This window comes from Hymenobacter crusticola (genome assembly GCF_002154225.1).
Taxonomy (GTDB): Bacteria; Bacteroidota; Bacteroidia; order Cytophagales; family Hymenobacteraceae; genus Hymenobacter; species Hymenobacter crusticola.
This window is the reverse complement of record NZ_MTSE01000008.1, coordinates 1-13,419: the sequence shown is the minus strand read 5'-3', so window position 1 is coordinate 13,419 and position 13,419 is coordinate 1. Positions and strand designations below refer to the sequence as shown.

At 56.5% G+C, this 13,419-nt stretch carries 12 protein-coding genes; 8 read left to right on the top strand and 4 right to left on the bottom strand.

Annotated features, from left to right (window positions below; genetic code table 11):
• Window positions 1–224: 224 nt before the first annotated feature.
• The 3 genes from BXP70_RS15845 to BXP70_RS15835 form a co-directional block, all read right to left on the bottom strand.
• Complete coding sequence (locus tag BXP70_RS15845) at window positions 225–797, bottom strand: hypothetical protein (RefSeq protein WP_086595082.1); 573 nt, start codon at window positions 795–797, stop codon at window positions 225–227.
• 42 nt (window positions 798–839) lie between these two features.
• Window positions 840–3,260, bottom strand: coding sequence for a TonB-dependent receptor (locus BXP70_RS15840; protein WP_086595081.1), 2,421 nt, complete (start codon window positions 3,258–3,260; stop codon window positions 840–842).
• Between the two features lie 147 nt (window positions 3,261–3,407).
• Window positions 3,408–3,752: a hypothetical protein gene (locus tag BXP70_RS15835; protein WP_143436527.1), complete on the bottom strand. Its 345-nt coding sequence runs from the start codon at window positions 3,750–3,752 to the stop codon at window positions 3,408–3,410.
• Window positions 3,753–4,482: 730 nt separating this feature from the next.
• On the opposite strand from BXP70_RS15835, the gene BXP70_RS15830 reads away from it, so the two are divergent.
• The 8 genes from BXP70_RS15830 to BXP70_RS15795 all read left to right on the top strand — a co-directional run bounded on the left by BXP70_RS15830 (window position 4,483) and on the right by BXP70_RS15795 (window position 12,836).
• Window positions 4,483–5,718 carry a PQQ-binding-like beta-propeller repeat protein gene (locus BXP70_RS15830; protein WP_086595079.1) on the top strand — a complete coding sequence of 412 codons (1,236 nt, stop codon included), beginning with the start codon at window positions 4,483–4,485 and terminating at the stop codon, window positions 5,716–5,718.
• A gap of 566 nt (window positions 5,719–6,284) precedes the next feature.
• On the top strand, window positions 6,285–6,656 hold the full coding sequence (locus tag BXP70_RS15825; RefSeq protein ID WP_245849653.1) for a cupin domain-containing protein: 372 nt from the start codon (window positions 6,285–6,287) through the stop codon (window positions 6,654–6,656).
• 139 nt (window positions 6,657–6,795) lie between these two features.
• Window positions 6,796–7,683, top strand: coding sequence for an NmrA family NAD(P)-binding protein (locus BXP70_RS15820; RefSeq protein ID WP_086595077.1), 888 nt, complete (start codon window positions 6,796–6,798; stop codon window positions 7,681–7,683).
• A gap of 183 nt (window positions 7,684–7,866) precedes the next feature.
• A complete protein-coding gene (locus tag BXP70_RS15815) occupies window positions 7,867–8,853 on the top strand; it encodes a helix-turn-helix transcriptional regulator (protein WP_245849652.1) in 987 nt (328 codons plus the stop codon).
• Between the two features lie 293 nt (window positions 8,854–9,146).
• A complete protein-coding gene (locus BXP70_RS15810; RefSeq protein WP_086595076.1) occupies window positions 9,147–10,265 on the top strand; it encodes a sensor histidine kinase in 1,119 nt (372 codons plus the stop codon).
• Window positions 10,262–10,957 carry a LytR/AlgR family response regulator transcription factor gene (locus BXP70_RS15805; RefSeq protein ID WP_086595075.1) on the top strand — a complete coding sequence of 232 codons (696 nt, stop codon included), beginning with the start codon at window positions 10,262–10,264 and terminating at the stop codon, window positions 10,955–10,957. The genes BXP70_RS15810 and BXP70_RS15805 overlap by 4 nt, the downstream gene beginning before the upstream one ends.
• 179 nt (window positions 10,958–11,136) lie before the next feature.
• Window positions 11,137–12,099, top strand: a complete 963-nt coding sequence (locus BXP70_RS15800; protein ID WP_143436526.1) for a radical SAM protein — start codon at window positions 11,137–11,139, stop codon at window positions 12,097–12,099.
• A 5-nt stretch (window positions 12,100–12,104) separates the two neighbouring features.
• The gene (locus tag BXP70_RS15795) at window positions 12,105–12,836 is read left to right on the top strand and encodes a dolichyl-phosphate beta-glucosyltransferase (RefSeq protein WP_086595073.1); all 732 of its coding nucleotides are present in this window, start codon (window positions 12,105–12,107) and stop codon (window positions 12,834–12,836) included.
• A 167-nt stretch (window positions 12,837–13,003) separates the two neighbouring features.
• Here BXP70_RS15795 and BXP70_RS15790 read toward each other — a convergent pair.
• Window positions 13,004–13,419: aldo/keto reductase (locus BXP70_RS15790; protein WP_179197712.1), on the bottom strand; the 416-nt coding region annotated here is incomplete at its 5' end.

Genomic DNA, 13,419 nt, shown 5'->3' with positions numbered 1-13,419 from the left:
GCGTGGCGCCTGTAAGCATCTGCTAGGCTAGCCACCCCGGAAAAGATACCCGTACACGCGAGCAGGATAGCGCTAGGTTAGATCCTGCCAAAGAGTCCTCTAGTAGGCCGAGTAGCAAGAAAGCACCGGCCATGGACCGGTGCTTTCTCAAGGTTCTCCAAAACCAAACTAGGAGAAAATAGGTGGGAGCCGGTTGCAGCCGAACCCCCGATAGCGTACCTAGCCTACCGCACCGTCGTGGGGAACGTCACTTCCACGTCTGTGTCGCCGGGGGTCTCGGTGCCATTCTTCACACCGGGCTGGTGACGAAGCGTGATTTTGAGCGTGCCACTCGCCGCCGAGGTAGTCACCAAGCGGGTTTGCAGACCTACTTCCAGGTTGTTTTTGTCTTTGTCCGTGCGCGTTATCTGTACCAGATTAGCCGGAGTTGGCGTGAAGACGAAGAGGTGCTCGTCGGCTTCCTCCTGAATCTCGGCGGACGTATTAACGACGGGGTTTTTCGTTTCATCGAGCAATGTTAGTACGCCCGTGTAAGTAGTATTGGCGGTCAGCGCTAGCGTACCGATGGTGGGGGCTGTGCCGCCATCACCGTCCAGGTCTTTATAGGTCACCGATACGGGCGTGCCGCCGCTGGTGGGCGTGAGCGTGTAGGTAACCGTGGTGATCTGCTCGTTATCGTCATCGGGCGTCGGATCATCCTTATCGTTGTCTTTTTTGCAGGCCCCGAATAGCGTTGTAGTTGCTAGCAAGGCCAGGAGCGCTAGGCGAGAAAGAGTGTTTTTGTGCGGAGTGTGCATGAGTGGAAAAATGAAAAAGTGAAGTAAGAAAGTAGGTGTGAGTTACCGACCACTCGCCGCGCGCCGGCGTAATTCCAGCGGCACGCGCACGCGCAACGTCACGTTGCGGCCCATTTCATCGGCGAAGTAGCGGTAGCGGTTCAGGTAGTCGCGGTAGCGCTGGTTGAGCAGGTTGGCACCAGCTAGGCTCACCTCCAGTGGCTGGCGGCCCCAGTGCAGCGTGGTACCCGCCTCCAACCCGAGCAGCGCGTAGCCGGCGGGTGGACGCTTGTAATCCCGTTCGGCGTAGTGATCAGGCACCCGGGTCTGGCGAGCCACGGCGTAGCCGCCCAGCTGCACGTAGCTTTGACGCAGGCGCGCGGCCGGCTGCGTGGCCACCTCGTAGCGCAATGACGCTTCCGCCCGGTCAGCTGGCATAAAGATTTGCCACTGGTCTTGGCGGGTGTCGCGAGCCCGCACGATCGAGCCTTTGGCCCCTAGCAGCCAACGGGGTGCTAGTTGATAAGTGCCTGCTAGGTCCACACCTCGCAGCGTGGCATCCGTTTGCTGGTACACCCAACTGATGAGCGCCCCGCGAATCGTAATTACGGGCGGCAGGATGGGCACCTGGTAGATGAAGTCGGTGATGCGCGTCTGATACACCGTGATTTCGCCGTTTAGGCGAGGGTTGTCGTGCCAGGTAGCGGTTAGGCCGATATTAAGAGCCGTTTCAGGTACCAGCGCGCCGTTGCCGGGTACTAGGTCGTAGCCTAGCTCATATTGTGCGTTATGCACGCCGTCGCTGAAACGCTCGTTGGCCGCCGGTGCGCGGCGCGTCAGCCCCGAAGCTAGGTTCAGGGTCAGGTGGGCCGTGGGGTCGAAAGTGGCACCTAGGGAAGCCGCCGGCGTGGTGTATTGAAAGCGGCTGCGAGCCACAAAGAAGGCACCCGTTGTGTCCCGGTCGCCACGTTTTACTTGCAGGTCGCGGCGGTCTAGGCGCAAGCCAGCCTCCAGCAGCCATTTGCCGCGCTGCCATTTCTCCAGCCAAAAAGCCCCGAGGATCTGGTTGGTATAAAAGGGGATGAACTGCCGGCTGCCCGCAGCGTAGCGGTTAAACTGGTCAGTGCCCGCTACCCCCACGCTGCCGGTCAGGTTGTGCCAGCGCCGATGTTCCCACAGAAGCTCGGCCGTGGTAGTACGGTTGGTGTAGCTTAGTTCGGGCTTATTCAGGGCGGCGAGGTTATCGTTGCGGGGCCGGTACTTATCGTACTCGTCCCGAAAGTCTGTCTGCTGGGCAACCGTGGCCGTTAAGCGTCCCGCGGCCCCGGTTTGCACAAAGCCCGTGAGCTTGGCTACGTCGTGCCGGACGTCCTGATAGGCCCGGGCAATGTCGTAGTTGAAGCCAGATGTTTCTAGGGGGCGGGTCCGGGCAATAGCCAGCTCTAGGTCCGTGGGGCTGCCCACGTGCGCAGCCGGCAGGATACCAATCTGGGTGTTGTACTGGCTGTAAAAAGCCTCTAAGCCGTAGTTTTCCCGCCGCCAGCCAGCCGCCGCAGAGAAGTCATATTCCTGAAAGCCAGAGTTCTTCAAATAGTACCCAGGTGCCCGCATGGTGCCTGCCCGCTTAGCAGTACCCTGCACCCGCCAACTCAAGGCCGGCACCTGGCGCAGATTGCCTTCTACTGCGCCCGAGGCGGCACCTAGGCCGTTGTTGCTCATACCCACCAAGTTTAGCTCGGCGCCGGTGCCGGCGGAGTCACGCAGCGGTTTGGGTTCAACGAGTACCACCCCTCCAATGGCGTCGGAGCCGTAGCGGACGCTGGCGGCGCCCTTCACTACCGTCAGACGGGAAGCAATGAACGGGTCAATTTCTGGCCCGTGCTCCTGGCCCCACTGCTGCCCCTCCTGCCGCACTCCATTGTTCAGAATGGTCAGGCGATTGGAGTGCAGCCCGTGAATCATGGGTTTGAAGATGCTAGGTCCGGTCTGAATGGCCGTCACGCCCGATAGCTTCTGCAAGGCCTCCCCTAGGGCCTGCCCCCGGGTTTGCTGCAAGGCCTGCCCACTAAGTGTGGCTGTGGGTTGGGTGGGGGCTAGGCCTCGTTGGCCGCGCACAGTAGCACCACGCAGCAAAACGGCGCTTGGATGAAGCTGAAAGTTGCGCACAACGGCCCGCTCGAGGCGCAGTTCCGCCGTCTCGGTTTCGTACCCTAGAAAGGTAACTTGCACATGGTAGAGCCCTGGGCACAGGTGCAAGTGAAAGTTGCCGGCAGCATCAGTTTGGGTGGCTTGCTGAGTTTCCAGCACGACCACCGTGGCACCGGCTAGGTCCGCTCGCGACTCATGGTCAGCGACGCGTCCGCTCAGTGACAGGGCACAGTCGACGAGGGTTTGAGCGTGGCTAAGGCGGGCTATACTCAGCAAGAGGAGCAGCCAAACGCCTAGCCATCCCGTCCCCGGAGTGCCCGGAAATCGAAAAGACATACAAAAAAGCAGAGCCAGTAAACACTAAACCAGCCGTCGCACCCCGCATGCCCGTGAGGCATCGGGAGAAATACTCCATGAAAAAGGAAATTGGGCCTCAAAGCTCCTGGCAAAGGAGATGAGGCAGCTATCGACGGCTATTTGGATTTAGCTTTGGAAGGGCGGTCCGCGTAGGTAGTCAATAGCGGGAGGTGTGACCTCGCCTGCCCGGATCAGTGCTACCGCGATGGTTCGCTGATAAGCCTGTAGCACCAGTTTTTCCAGCTCAAAAAAGGGAGCCGGCTGAAAAGGAATGTTGCAGAAGTGATCCACGTCGCAGTGCTGGTGCTTAGCGCTAAGTACCAGCTTACCACGCAGCGTGCCCGGAGTTTGCGTGGGCTCCTCAGTGGTATGTTGGTGAGCATGCAAGCTTAGCACCCAAGCCTCCGGCAGCAGCACCCGCACAAAGCAGAGCAGCAGCACCAAAGCCAACCGGGAACGAAGCGTTTGCATTTGCAACAATGTATCGTAGAAAAACAAATGTAAGAGCCGAAATCGGATTATAGGGTACTATGGCAATAAAATATACTTCCCTGCAAAGTCCACAGCCTGCAACATCGTTACTTTTATAGAGCTTCTGTGTGAAGCACCAGCTCACGCCGGCCTGATTCAAGGTAGCTTACCCCTTACCTTTTCTCCAAATCATATTGCTCAGGTCTTACGTCGCTAAGAGCTGGCCACACGGTGCGGCGGGCTGTATCACTTGCTTCAACCAAGTGGCCATCTCTAACATGACGTTGCCGGGTAAGTGCAAGGTCGTTAACCAGGACTACTCCTTCACTACTGTGTTACTCTGCAGACGATCTTTTCGGCTTCAATACTGAAATCAGCATTGCAAAGGCCTACTTGAAGGCTTAGTGCTTCGTCAAATCGAGCGTTAGCTAAACAGGCACTAAGAAAAAGGTAGAAGTAAAAAAGCGCGCTGTCACATCAGTAAAAAGAAGCACTCATCATGACATTTAAATTGCATTATTGTTGCATTAGTATTAGATCCTATTGCTTATAACCTCGGTATAACTCGCTACTAGTGTTACAAAACCAAGCTCCTAGCTAGCTTAACCCTATCCAATCATTGGGCCGCAGGACCTGTTTACTATTTTCATTAAATGCAATGTTGTTGCATTTAATGAAATATCCATCTACTATTGCAGCTCAATTTTCTATACGCTTTACGCACTATCTCATGCGCCATTTTTCCACTGTTAAAGTTGCTCTGGCATTCCTCGCCGCATCTACCTTTGCTTCGTGCGATAACGACGACAAAGAAGTAAGCCCCGCTACGGAGGCCGAAAAAGAATACCGATTTTTGCGTGTATTAGTAGCGGATGAGCAGGCCAGTACGCTCACCCAAATCACGCCGGCAACGGCCGCCATTGCATCCTTTAATACGAAGTATCCTCTGGCCAACATCTATCCGACGGCCTCTGGTCGTTTTGCGGCGGTGCTGTACCAAAATCAGAACTTAGTCGAAATGTTCGATACGGGTCTGGAGTCCCACGTCGACCACGTGGACGTGAAGGGAACACCTAAATGGGGCGCCATTACGGCCGATGGGGGCAAGCCGACTCACTTCAAAAGCAAAGACACGGAGTCATTGATTTTCAACGACAACGAGGGCACGTTGAGCGTAGGTAACGACGCGGACGTGCATACCCCAGGCGCCAAGTTTCGAGTGATCAACGCGGGCCTGCTCCCCCACCACGGGGCCATGGCTCAGTTCAATAATGGCACCTACGCCGTTACTACGACGAAAGCCAGCGGGGCAAATCCTACTAGTGTGAAAATCATTAATAAAGCGGGCACGGAGGTGCAGCCAATTAAGCTGGAAACCGGCGCTATCCATGGGAATGCCAGTGATGGCACCAATGCTGTCTTTGGCTGCTTTACAACCACGGCGAACACCAGCGGCAGTGTATTGGTGGTAACTGCATCGGGCGAGCAGCGCCTGATCCCAAACCCGACTGATTTCGGAGCTTTCCGCCTAGCCAACGTTTATTACGCCGAAGGAGCGAAGAAATTCATTGGTTTTGTAGCCACAAAAGGAGCCTACCTGATTGATCTTACGACAAATAAAATCACGCCCATTTACGCCGGGGATGACGCCTTTCAATGCAAGCCGGACTACGCGGGCAACAACTTGCACGTGCTCACGCTGGATGGCAAGCTACGCGTATACGACCTAGCTACGGGTACGCTGAAGAAGCAAGGCTCGGTTATCCCGTCTACCTCGGCAGCCGATACTTACAAGCCTATCCTGGAGGCCTCGGAGAAATTTGCGTATGTTGCCGTACCCTCGCTAGGCGAAGTATACCAGATCCAGCTCAACGACTTTAGTACAGTTGCCAAGCACAAAGTAACCGCACGGCCAGTGCGCCTTGCGCTACTGGGCTTCGAGTCCAGCGCGGGTCATGGTGATTAATGTTTGTTAACGACACAGTACCTTTCAGCACGGGCCTATCTGCACCAGCAGGTAGGCCCGTGCTGCTGCTAGCAGGTTGCCATTATGAGCAGCGTATGTTTTGTTTCTGTAACTTGGACAATAGCCCTTTTGGCTTGGCTAAGAAGGGAGGCACCATGTATTCAGGCAAATGTGTCGGCTTTGCCTCTGAAGGGTTATCGCATTGAATTATACAGGTAGAAACATCCACTGTTGGCTTTCATAACCTTTTAGTTTCTATAAATGAGAGTCCTGCCATTGGAACACCGCAGATGACGGCACCTTGCACAACGCCATCAAGCGCAGGATGAGATGCCCTAGCGAAGCTAGGTTGGTCTGATTGGACTGATTTACGGTCTTATCAGGCTATTTTCCGCCCTAATGCCTACGGACCTTTGGAGCACATTTTATCGAGCCCAATGGAACAGCACAGCAAGCGCCCAGTTGCACTAGCCCCGGGAGAGGGGAAAACTATTTCGGTGGTGGGAGACACCTACCGCATCCTAGTCAGCGGTGAAGACACAGCCGGCGCCTTCGCTATTATCGACATGCTAATTCCCCCCGGGGGCGGCCCGGGTCCGCACGCCCACGCGGCCTTTGAGGAGTCCTTCTATGTGCTGGATGGGGAGATTGAAGTCAAGTCTGAGTTTGGTACCTACGTGGCGACTCAAGGTGCCTTCGTCCGTATTCCCAAAGGCGGCGTGGTTCACTGCTTTCGCAACAAGACTCAGCAAACCGCTCATTTGCTGTGCACTGTGGTGCCCGCCGGTTTGGAAATGTTCTTCACCGAGATTGGCAAACCTGTTGCCGCCGGCCAGTTCCTCCCGCCCCCACCCCTAGCAGAAGCCTCCCTGAAAAAACTACAGACCCTGGCGGAAAAGTACGGGCAACAAGTATTTCCGCCGGACTATCTGCAGTAAACCTGCTGCTGGGTAACGCCGCTGGCGCAACTGGGCGAAGCGCGTGCTTGCTTTTTTTTGGACTCTCTCACTTTTCGGTAGGCCCTAGTGGCTAACACAAGATTCCTGATAGGACCGCCGACCAACTCAACCAAAAATTATGAACATTACAACTGCAGGCTCCTTAGGCCATGTGGCCAAACCAGTAGTGGAAAAGCTACTCGCCGCCGGCCACCACGTAACCGTTATTACCAGCACCGCCGACCGTAAAGGCGAAATTGAGGCTCTGGGGGCCGTTGCGGCCGTTGGCTCGCTCAGCGACGCGGACTTCTTAACCCAGGCGTTCCGCGGGGCAGATGCCGTGTACGCCATGGTGCCGCCCGCAATGGGTACTTCCAATTTGATTCAAAACATTGCGGTGGCTGGGCAGGCCTATGCCCAGGCAATCCGGACGGCGGAAGTGCCCCGCGTGGTTATGCTGAGCAGCGTCGGAGCGGATGCGGCAGCTGGCACCGGCCCCGTACAAGGCGTGCATCGAATCGAGCAACTGTTTCAGCAGTTAGCTGGGGTGAATGTCACCGTCTTACGGTCGGGCTTTTTCTATGTCAACTTCTTGCGCGACATCCCGCTGATCAAAAACATGAACCTCTTCGGCAACAACTACGGCGGCGATATAAAGCTAGCCCTCACGCACCCGGAGGATGTGGCAACTGCGGTGACAGAGGAGTTGCAACGGGCAGGAAATGGGTTTGAGATTAAGTACATCGTCAGTACTATCGCGACCGGCAACGAAGTTGCGGCGCTGTTCGGGCCAGCCATCGGGAAGCCAGATTTGGCCTGGACGGCTATTCCCGATGAACAGCTGCAACAAGGGATGCTGGCGGCTGGATTGTCAGCCGAATTGGCCGGGCTTATTACCGAACTCGGACAAGGGGTAAGAGCCGGCCTAATGACCCAGGATTTTTTTGCCAACGGGGCCAACGTCGCCGGCAAAATCAAGCTGGAACAATTCGTAGAAGAATTTAAGAACCAGTATCAGCAGGCGTAAACAACGCCGGCTGAAGTTGCAACTTGCGGTTATTCAGGAGTCATTGGGTTAACTTCCTATTAGGGGCTAAGTTGAAAGATTACGCTCGGGCTTGCCCAAGTGCCCGCGTCAAACCCTACCTAGGTCCCTTTGCTTTCTTTACACGATAAAGAAGGCGAAGGGACCTAGGCAGGCAATAGCTTTATGGCCATGCTATTCCGTTTTTCTGCCACCCCCGACTTTGATTTTATCACTTACTTCGCCCGTCATCTCCAGACCCCAATCCATAATGGGGTGTTAGAGATTCCCGAAAAGCTAGGACAAGGATCTATTCGCAAAGTGGCATTCGGACCGGATTTCAAAATCACGCTCCACCACTACCTGCTCCAAGAAGAGCTCCTGCTCGAGCGCACAGCATCTGGGCTAGGCAATGAGCTGGTTACCATCTTTTTTTACGACAACGAACAGGCGCTCGGCATTGCGTACAACCAAGAGCCCCCCGTCCTCTTTTCTCAGCGCACCGAGTCGGCCATTCAGGTTACGTCCAACGATCTGAGCTCTACTATTCGCTTTCCCGCTCAGCAACGCATTCAGTACGTAGTAGTCGCCATCACCCCAACCCGCCTAACGGAGTTATTAGCCCTGCGCGATCCTAATTCGGTTCTCCAAACGATTACGGGCCGCGGCAATTCCTTTTTGTTTTTTGAGAGCATGCCCGCGGAGGCTAGGTTGCTGCTCACCAAATTGATGACCGTGGATCTGCAGGCTAGCCTGAGCCAGTTCTACCTGCAGATCAAGGTGCAGGAGTTACTCTACTTAGTTTTTCAGAAATTGTCGCTGCGCGAAAACGCGACGCATCAACCCCTCAACAGCGCCGACGCCGCCCGCTTACTTGAAGTTCGCCAGGCCCTCCTCCGCGACCTGAGTGTGCCGCCGGTTCTGCGGGAGTTGGCGCACGTGGCTGCCATGAGCGAAACCAAACTCAAACAGCTGTTCAAGCAAACGTTTGGCACCCCCATTTACAGCTACTATCAGCAAGCTAGGATGGAAGAAGCGGCCTTTTTACTGAAGCACGGCCGGTATTCGGTGGCCCAAGTAGGCTACGAGCTAGGCTTTTCCAATCTGAGCCACTTTAGTCGGCTGTTTGAAAAGCATTATGGGCAGAATCCGAAAAAATTCTCTGTCTCTTGACGCTTCTTATGTGCCTCGTGGGGGCCGAGGCGTTCAACTCCTTTTCATCAACTAGCTCTTTGCATAGCCCTAGAAGAGAAAAGAAGTGAATTGAGAAAGGTCCGTTTTCTGCAATGACCACTGCCCTACAGCAGTGGCTCGCACCATGCGAGAGAGAAACTTCCTTCGACCAAAGCGCGCTCCGAAGCGACCAATAAGGTAGGCCTGTTTTTTAGTCGAAAAAACCCTTTCCTTGGTCGAAAACCGGGTACTGCCATGGGGCCAGTGGTCAGAAAAACCACCAACTTGGGCCCATGCAAACGCCCTCCCGCACGGCCCTTCCTGCTGCCCCTCCTAGCCGCTTCCCGCTCGTATTTGAGGGGCTGATGTGGGTGCTGTACGTAGGTTTGTACAAGTACAGCCGGTTGATGGAGGGCACAGCCTTAGGCAGACGGTCCCTGCACGCCGCCTTTCTCCATCCGCAGCTCATTTTGTTTGCCCTAGCTGCTACACTTTATATCGTGCCGTATTACCGGGTACTGGTGCCGGTCTTGCTCCGCCGCCGTCGTTATCTGCTGCTGGGCATCAGCGCGATGGTGTATCTGTGGTGGGGCATTAAGTTGAACATGGTGCTGGCCCATGGCTTGTTTCAGCATGTGGCTAGCCCGCCCCAGCTAGCGGAGTTCTATCACGCGGGCTATGTGGAAGCCACGAGCCAGTTGCTCACCCGCACGCAGCCTTATCTCAGTCCGCTGTTTATTGATCTGCTGACGTTCAGTTGCGTGGCCTTTGTGCGGCTGGCTTTTCAGCAGGAAGCCCAACGGCACCGGGTGGAAAAAGAGCACCTAGCCTTGCAAATGGAGCAACTGAAGGCGCAATTGCAGCCGCATTTTCTCTTCAACACGCTCAATAGCATCTATGGCCTGAGCTTGGCTGGCTCCTCCGACACCCCCCGCTTTATTCTGCTCCTTTCCGAACTGATGCGCTACGTGCTCTACGACAGCGGTAAGGCAACGGTGCCGCTCGCGGAAGAAGTGACGTTTTTGGAAAACTATTTCGAGCTAGAACAACGCAAATACCCCAACGCAAGCATTCGGTTTGCCACCCTCGACAGCAGCACTTCGCCCCTGCAGGTGCCTCCCCTGCTCCTGCTCCCCCTGGTAGAAAATAGCTTTAAACACGGCCTGCACCACCACTCAGATCGGGCCCGCGTGGAAGCGACCCTCACCACGACGCCTGGGCAACTTTGCTTCACGATCGAAAACGATATGCTCCCGGAGGCGCCGACTACCTTGGCACCGCGTAGCGGCGGTATTGGCCTGCAGAATATTCGGCAGCGTCTGCAGGTGTATTATCCCAGCGCCCATGCCTTGCAGCTTTCGCAGCAGCAGGGCCGCTACCGAGCCCAGCTTATCCTGCACCTCCCGCAATGACCGCCTCGACTGCTCCCCTACGCTGCTTGCTCGTCGATGATGAGCCCCTTGCCCACCAAGTGCTCACGCAATTCATCGGGCAGACTCCCGGCCTGACACTTTCCGGAACCTGCCGCAATGCCCTGGAAGCCCACGAACACCTTGTACAGCATCCCGTCGATCTGTTGTTTTTAGACATTGAAATGCCCTTGGTGACGGGCGTGCAGTTTCTGCGTGGCCTGCCGCAACCACCCCCAACCATTTTAACCACGGCCTACCGCGAGTACGCCTACGACGGGTACGAACTAGAAGTACTGGATTACTTACTCAAGCCCTTTTCCTACGAGCGGTTTCTGAAGGCCATCGCGCGCCTACCTGCCCCACTTCCCGCCTCGCCAGAAACCGAGAAGCACCTGCTGGTAAAAGACCGGCAAGGACTACACCGAGTCCGCCACCGCGACATCGTCTACGTGGAAGGCTCCAAGGATTACGTCAAAATCATGACGGCTACCAAAATGCACCTGCTGCACCACACCATGAAGGAAATGAGCGAAGCCTTGGGCAGCGATTTTGTGCGGGTGCACCGCTCCTTCATTGTGGCCAGCGCACATATCAAGTTACTACAGCCAGAGCACGTCATCTTGCTGGATAATACGCCCATTCCTATCGGCCATTCCTACAAAGCCGAGGTCGTCGCCTACTTCAAAAAGTAGTGCCTACGGGGCCGTAGTCCGGTGGGTTGTTGGCGCGGCGCGCTTGTGGAAACAGTAGCAAAAGGTGACCTGCTCAGCAAGCACAATTCACCGCATTACCGGACCAAAAAGCATTTCCTCTCTTGTTCACCCTCGCTTCATTCGTGGCGGGCGCTACACTATTTCCTAATCCTTACCGCATGCAACTACCTTCCTTTGCGCAACCGCTGCGCATTTCTCGCAAACGGGTCTTGTGGAAACTGGCCAAGGCCGCCCTGGACAAAGACCGGCCGGTGCTGGTACAGATCGTTGTGACCCGCCGCTGCAACCTAGCCTGCGGCTACTGCTACGAGTACGACAAGGTCTCCAAGCCGGTCCCACTGGCGGAGTTGAAAGCGCGGATAGACGCGCTACGGAAGCTGAAAGCCGTCTTTGTGACTCTCAACGGGGGCGAGCCCCTGCTGCATCCGCAGATCGTCGAGCTGGTCCGTTACATCGCCGAGGCAGGCATGATTCCGATGATTAATACCAACGGCCACGTGCTGAAGGCACCGCTTATCCGGAGCCTGAACGAGGCAGGCTTGTTTGGCATGCAACTAAGCTGCGATAGTCTGGAAGATAATGAGGTGACCGAGAAAAGCATGCGTCGGCTGCAGCCCAAGCTAGAATTACTGCGCGAACACGCTCGCTTTATCGTGCGCGTCAACGGGGTGCTAGGCTCCGGTAACCCGGAAGAGATGGAGGCCGTGGCCAACATCGTGGTTGGCTACGGCTATATTTTCCAATGCTCCCTGATGCGCGACAGTAGCGGGCAAGCCTTGCCCCTGAGCGACGAGGCCCTACAGGCCTACCTGCGCATCCGGGCCCTGAAAGGGCGTTTGCCCCGGCTACTCAACGACAATTTCCAGCTCCCGCTAGCCCGCGGCGAAAACAAGAAATGGAAATGCCGGGCCGGGGCTCGCCACTTCGAGGTGGATGGCGCGGGCCTGGTGCATCTGTGCCAGCCGAAAACTGGTGCGCCGGCCAAGCCGCTGGCAGAATACTCGGTGGAAGATATCCGTTGCCAGTTTCAGTGTAGCAAAGCATGTGCGGACCGTTGCCCGATTGCGTACGCTCACCTAGGTAGCCGGTTGGATGGTTTCCGGCGCCAGCAACATGCCTAAGCTGGATGGAGCTCAGTCTGATCGTCCCGGCCTACAACGAAGCGCAACGCCTGGGCCCAACCTTGCAGCGCGTGTATGCCTTTCTGGCCGCTCGCCCCGCCCGCTTCGAGCTGATCGTGGTCGACGATGGATCGACGGATGATACGGCGGCGCTGGTTATGGCCCTGTCCAGCACGTGGCCCGAGCTACGCCTTCTCCGCTCACCCGTCAACCGGGGCAAAGGCCACGCGGTGCGCCTAGGTATGCAAGCAGCCACAGGTCGCATCCGCGTGTTTTCCGACGCCGATGGCTCCACGCCCATTACCGAGCTAGACAAGCTGCTGCATGCGCTGGCAGAGGGAGCTGACATTGCCATTGGCTCGCGCTACCTAGCTTCTTCTTTGGTCACGCGGCCCCAGCCTAGGTTCCGCCTGGTCTGGAGCCGACTCGTCAACCGCGTGGTGCAGCAGTTGCTGCTGCCCGGCATACTAGATACCCATTGCGGCTTCAAAGCGTTTACGGCCGCGGCGGCCGAGCAGCTTTTTACCGCCTGCACGGTGGATGGCTGGTCGTTTGACCTGGAAGTGCTGGCCAAGGCGCGCACCCAGGGGTTCCGCATCCGGGAAGTACCTGTGCGCTGGGAAAATGATGACCGCAGCAAAGCCCAGCTCCGACACCTGCCCCGGGAGTTTGAGCAGGTGTACCACCTCCACAAGCAGCTGCGCCACACAGCCAAGAAGGTAGACAACCCTCGCTAGTGCGGCGCCAGCCTAGCTCTACACAAAACCATATTTGTCTGTGATGCGTCGGCTTGTAAAAACGCTCTTAACGAGTGTCGGCTTGAAAAAGTAGTCGCTCAGAAAGAGCCCACTTTCCTAGACACGATTATACGGCGGACTTTGCTCAAATGCGCGAGCCCAACGGTTTATGCGCTCAGAACCGCTTCTATCTGCGCCAATTTGGCTGCATCAAACCGCGTGTTGTCCAAGCTGCGGAGCGAGTCGAGTAGCTGCGCAGGTCGGCTGGCGCCGATCAGCACGGAGGTCACCCGCTCATCTTTCAGGATCCAGGCCAGCGCCATTTGCGCGAGGCTTTGCCCCCGTGCCTGGGCTAGGTCGTTGAGCTGACCAATCTGGCGCAGGCGCTCCGGGGTGAGTTGGCTTTCCTTCAAAAAGCCAACTCCCTTGGCCACGCGCGAGTCATTCGGGATGCCGTGCAGGTACTTATCGGTGAGCATACCCTGGGCAAGCGGCGAAAAGGGGATGCAGCCCACACCCTCCTGCCCTACTAAGTCGAGCAGGCCATCTTCCACCCAGCGCTCAAACAGGGAGTACTTCGGCT

What these genes read in the sequence shown, in the direction of transcription:
- BXP70_RS15845 (WP_086595082.1), bottom strand. Translation starts at nt 797, where the DNA reads ATGCACACTCCGCACAAAAACACTCTTTCTCGCCTAGCGCTCCTGGCC.
- BXP70_RS15840 (WP_086595081.1), bottom strand. Translation starts at nt 3,260, where the DNA reads ATGTCTTTTCGATTTCCGGGCACTCCGGGGACGGGATGGCTAGGCGTT.
- BXP70_RS15835 (WP_143436527.1), bottom strand. Translation starts at nt 3,752, where the DNA reads ATGCAAACGCTTCGTTCCCGGTTGGCTTTGGTGCTGCTGCTCTGCTTT.
- BXP70_RS15830 (WP_086595079.1), top strand. Translation starts at nt 4,483, where the DNA reads ATGCGCCATTTTTCCACTGTTAAAGTTGCTCTGGCATTCCTCGCCGCA.
- BXP70_RS15825 (WP_245849653.1), top strand. Translation starts at nt 6,285, where the DNA reads ATGCTAATTCCCCCCGGGGGCGGCCCGGGTCCGCACGCCCACGCGGCC.
- BXP70_RS15820 (WP_086595077.1), top strand. Translation starts at nt 6,796, where the DNA reads ATGAACATTACAACTGCAGGCTCCTTAGGCCATGTGGCCAAACCAGTA.
- BXP70_RS15815 (WP_245849652.1), top strand. Translation starts at nt 7,867, where the DNA reads ATGGCCATGCTATTCCGTTTTTCTGCCACCCCCGACTTTGATTTTATC.
- BXP70_RS15810 (WP_086595076.1), top strand. Translation starts at nt 9,147, where the DNA reads ATGCAAACGCCCTCCCGCACGGCCCTTCCTGCTGCCCCTCCTAGCCGC.
- BXP70_RS15805 (WP_086595075.1), top strand. Translation starts at nt 10,262, where the DNA reads ATGACCGCCTCGACTGCTCCCCTACGCTGCTTGCTCGTCGATGATGAG.
- BXP70_RS15800 (WP_143436526.1), top strand. Translation starts at nt 11,137, where the DNA reads ATGCAACTACCTTCCTTTGCGCAACCGCTGCGCATTTCTCGCAAACGG.
- BXP70_RS15795 (WP_086595073.1), top strand. Translation starts at nt 12,105, where the DNA reads ATGGAGCTCAGTCTGATCGTCCCGGCCTACAACGAAGCGCAACGCCTG.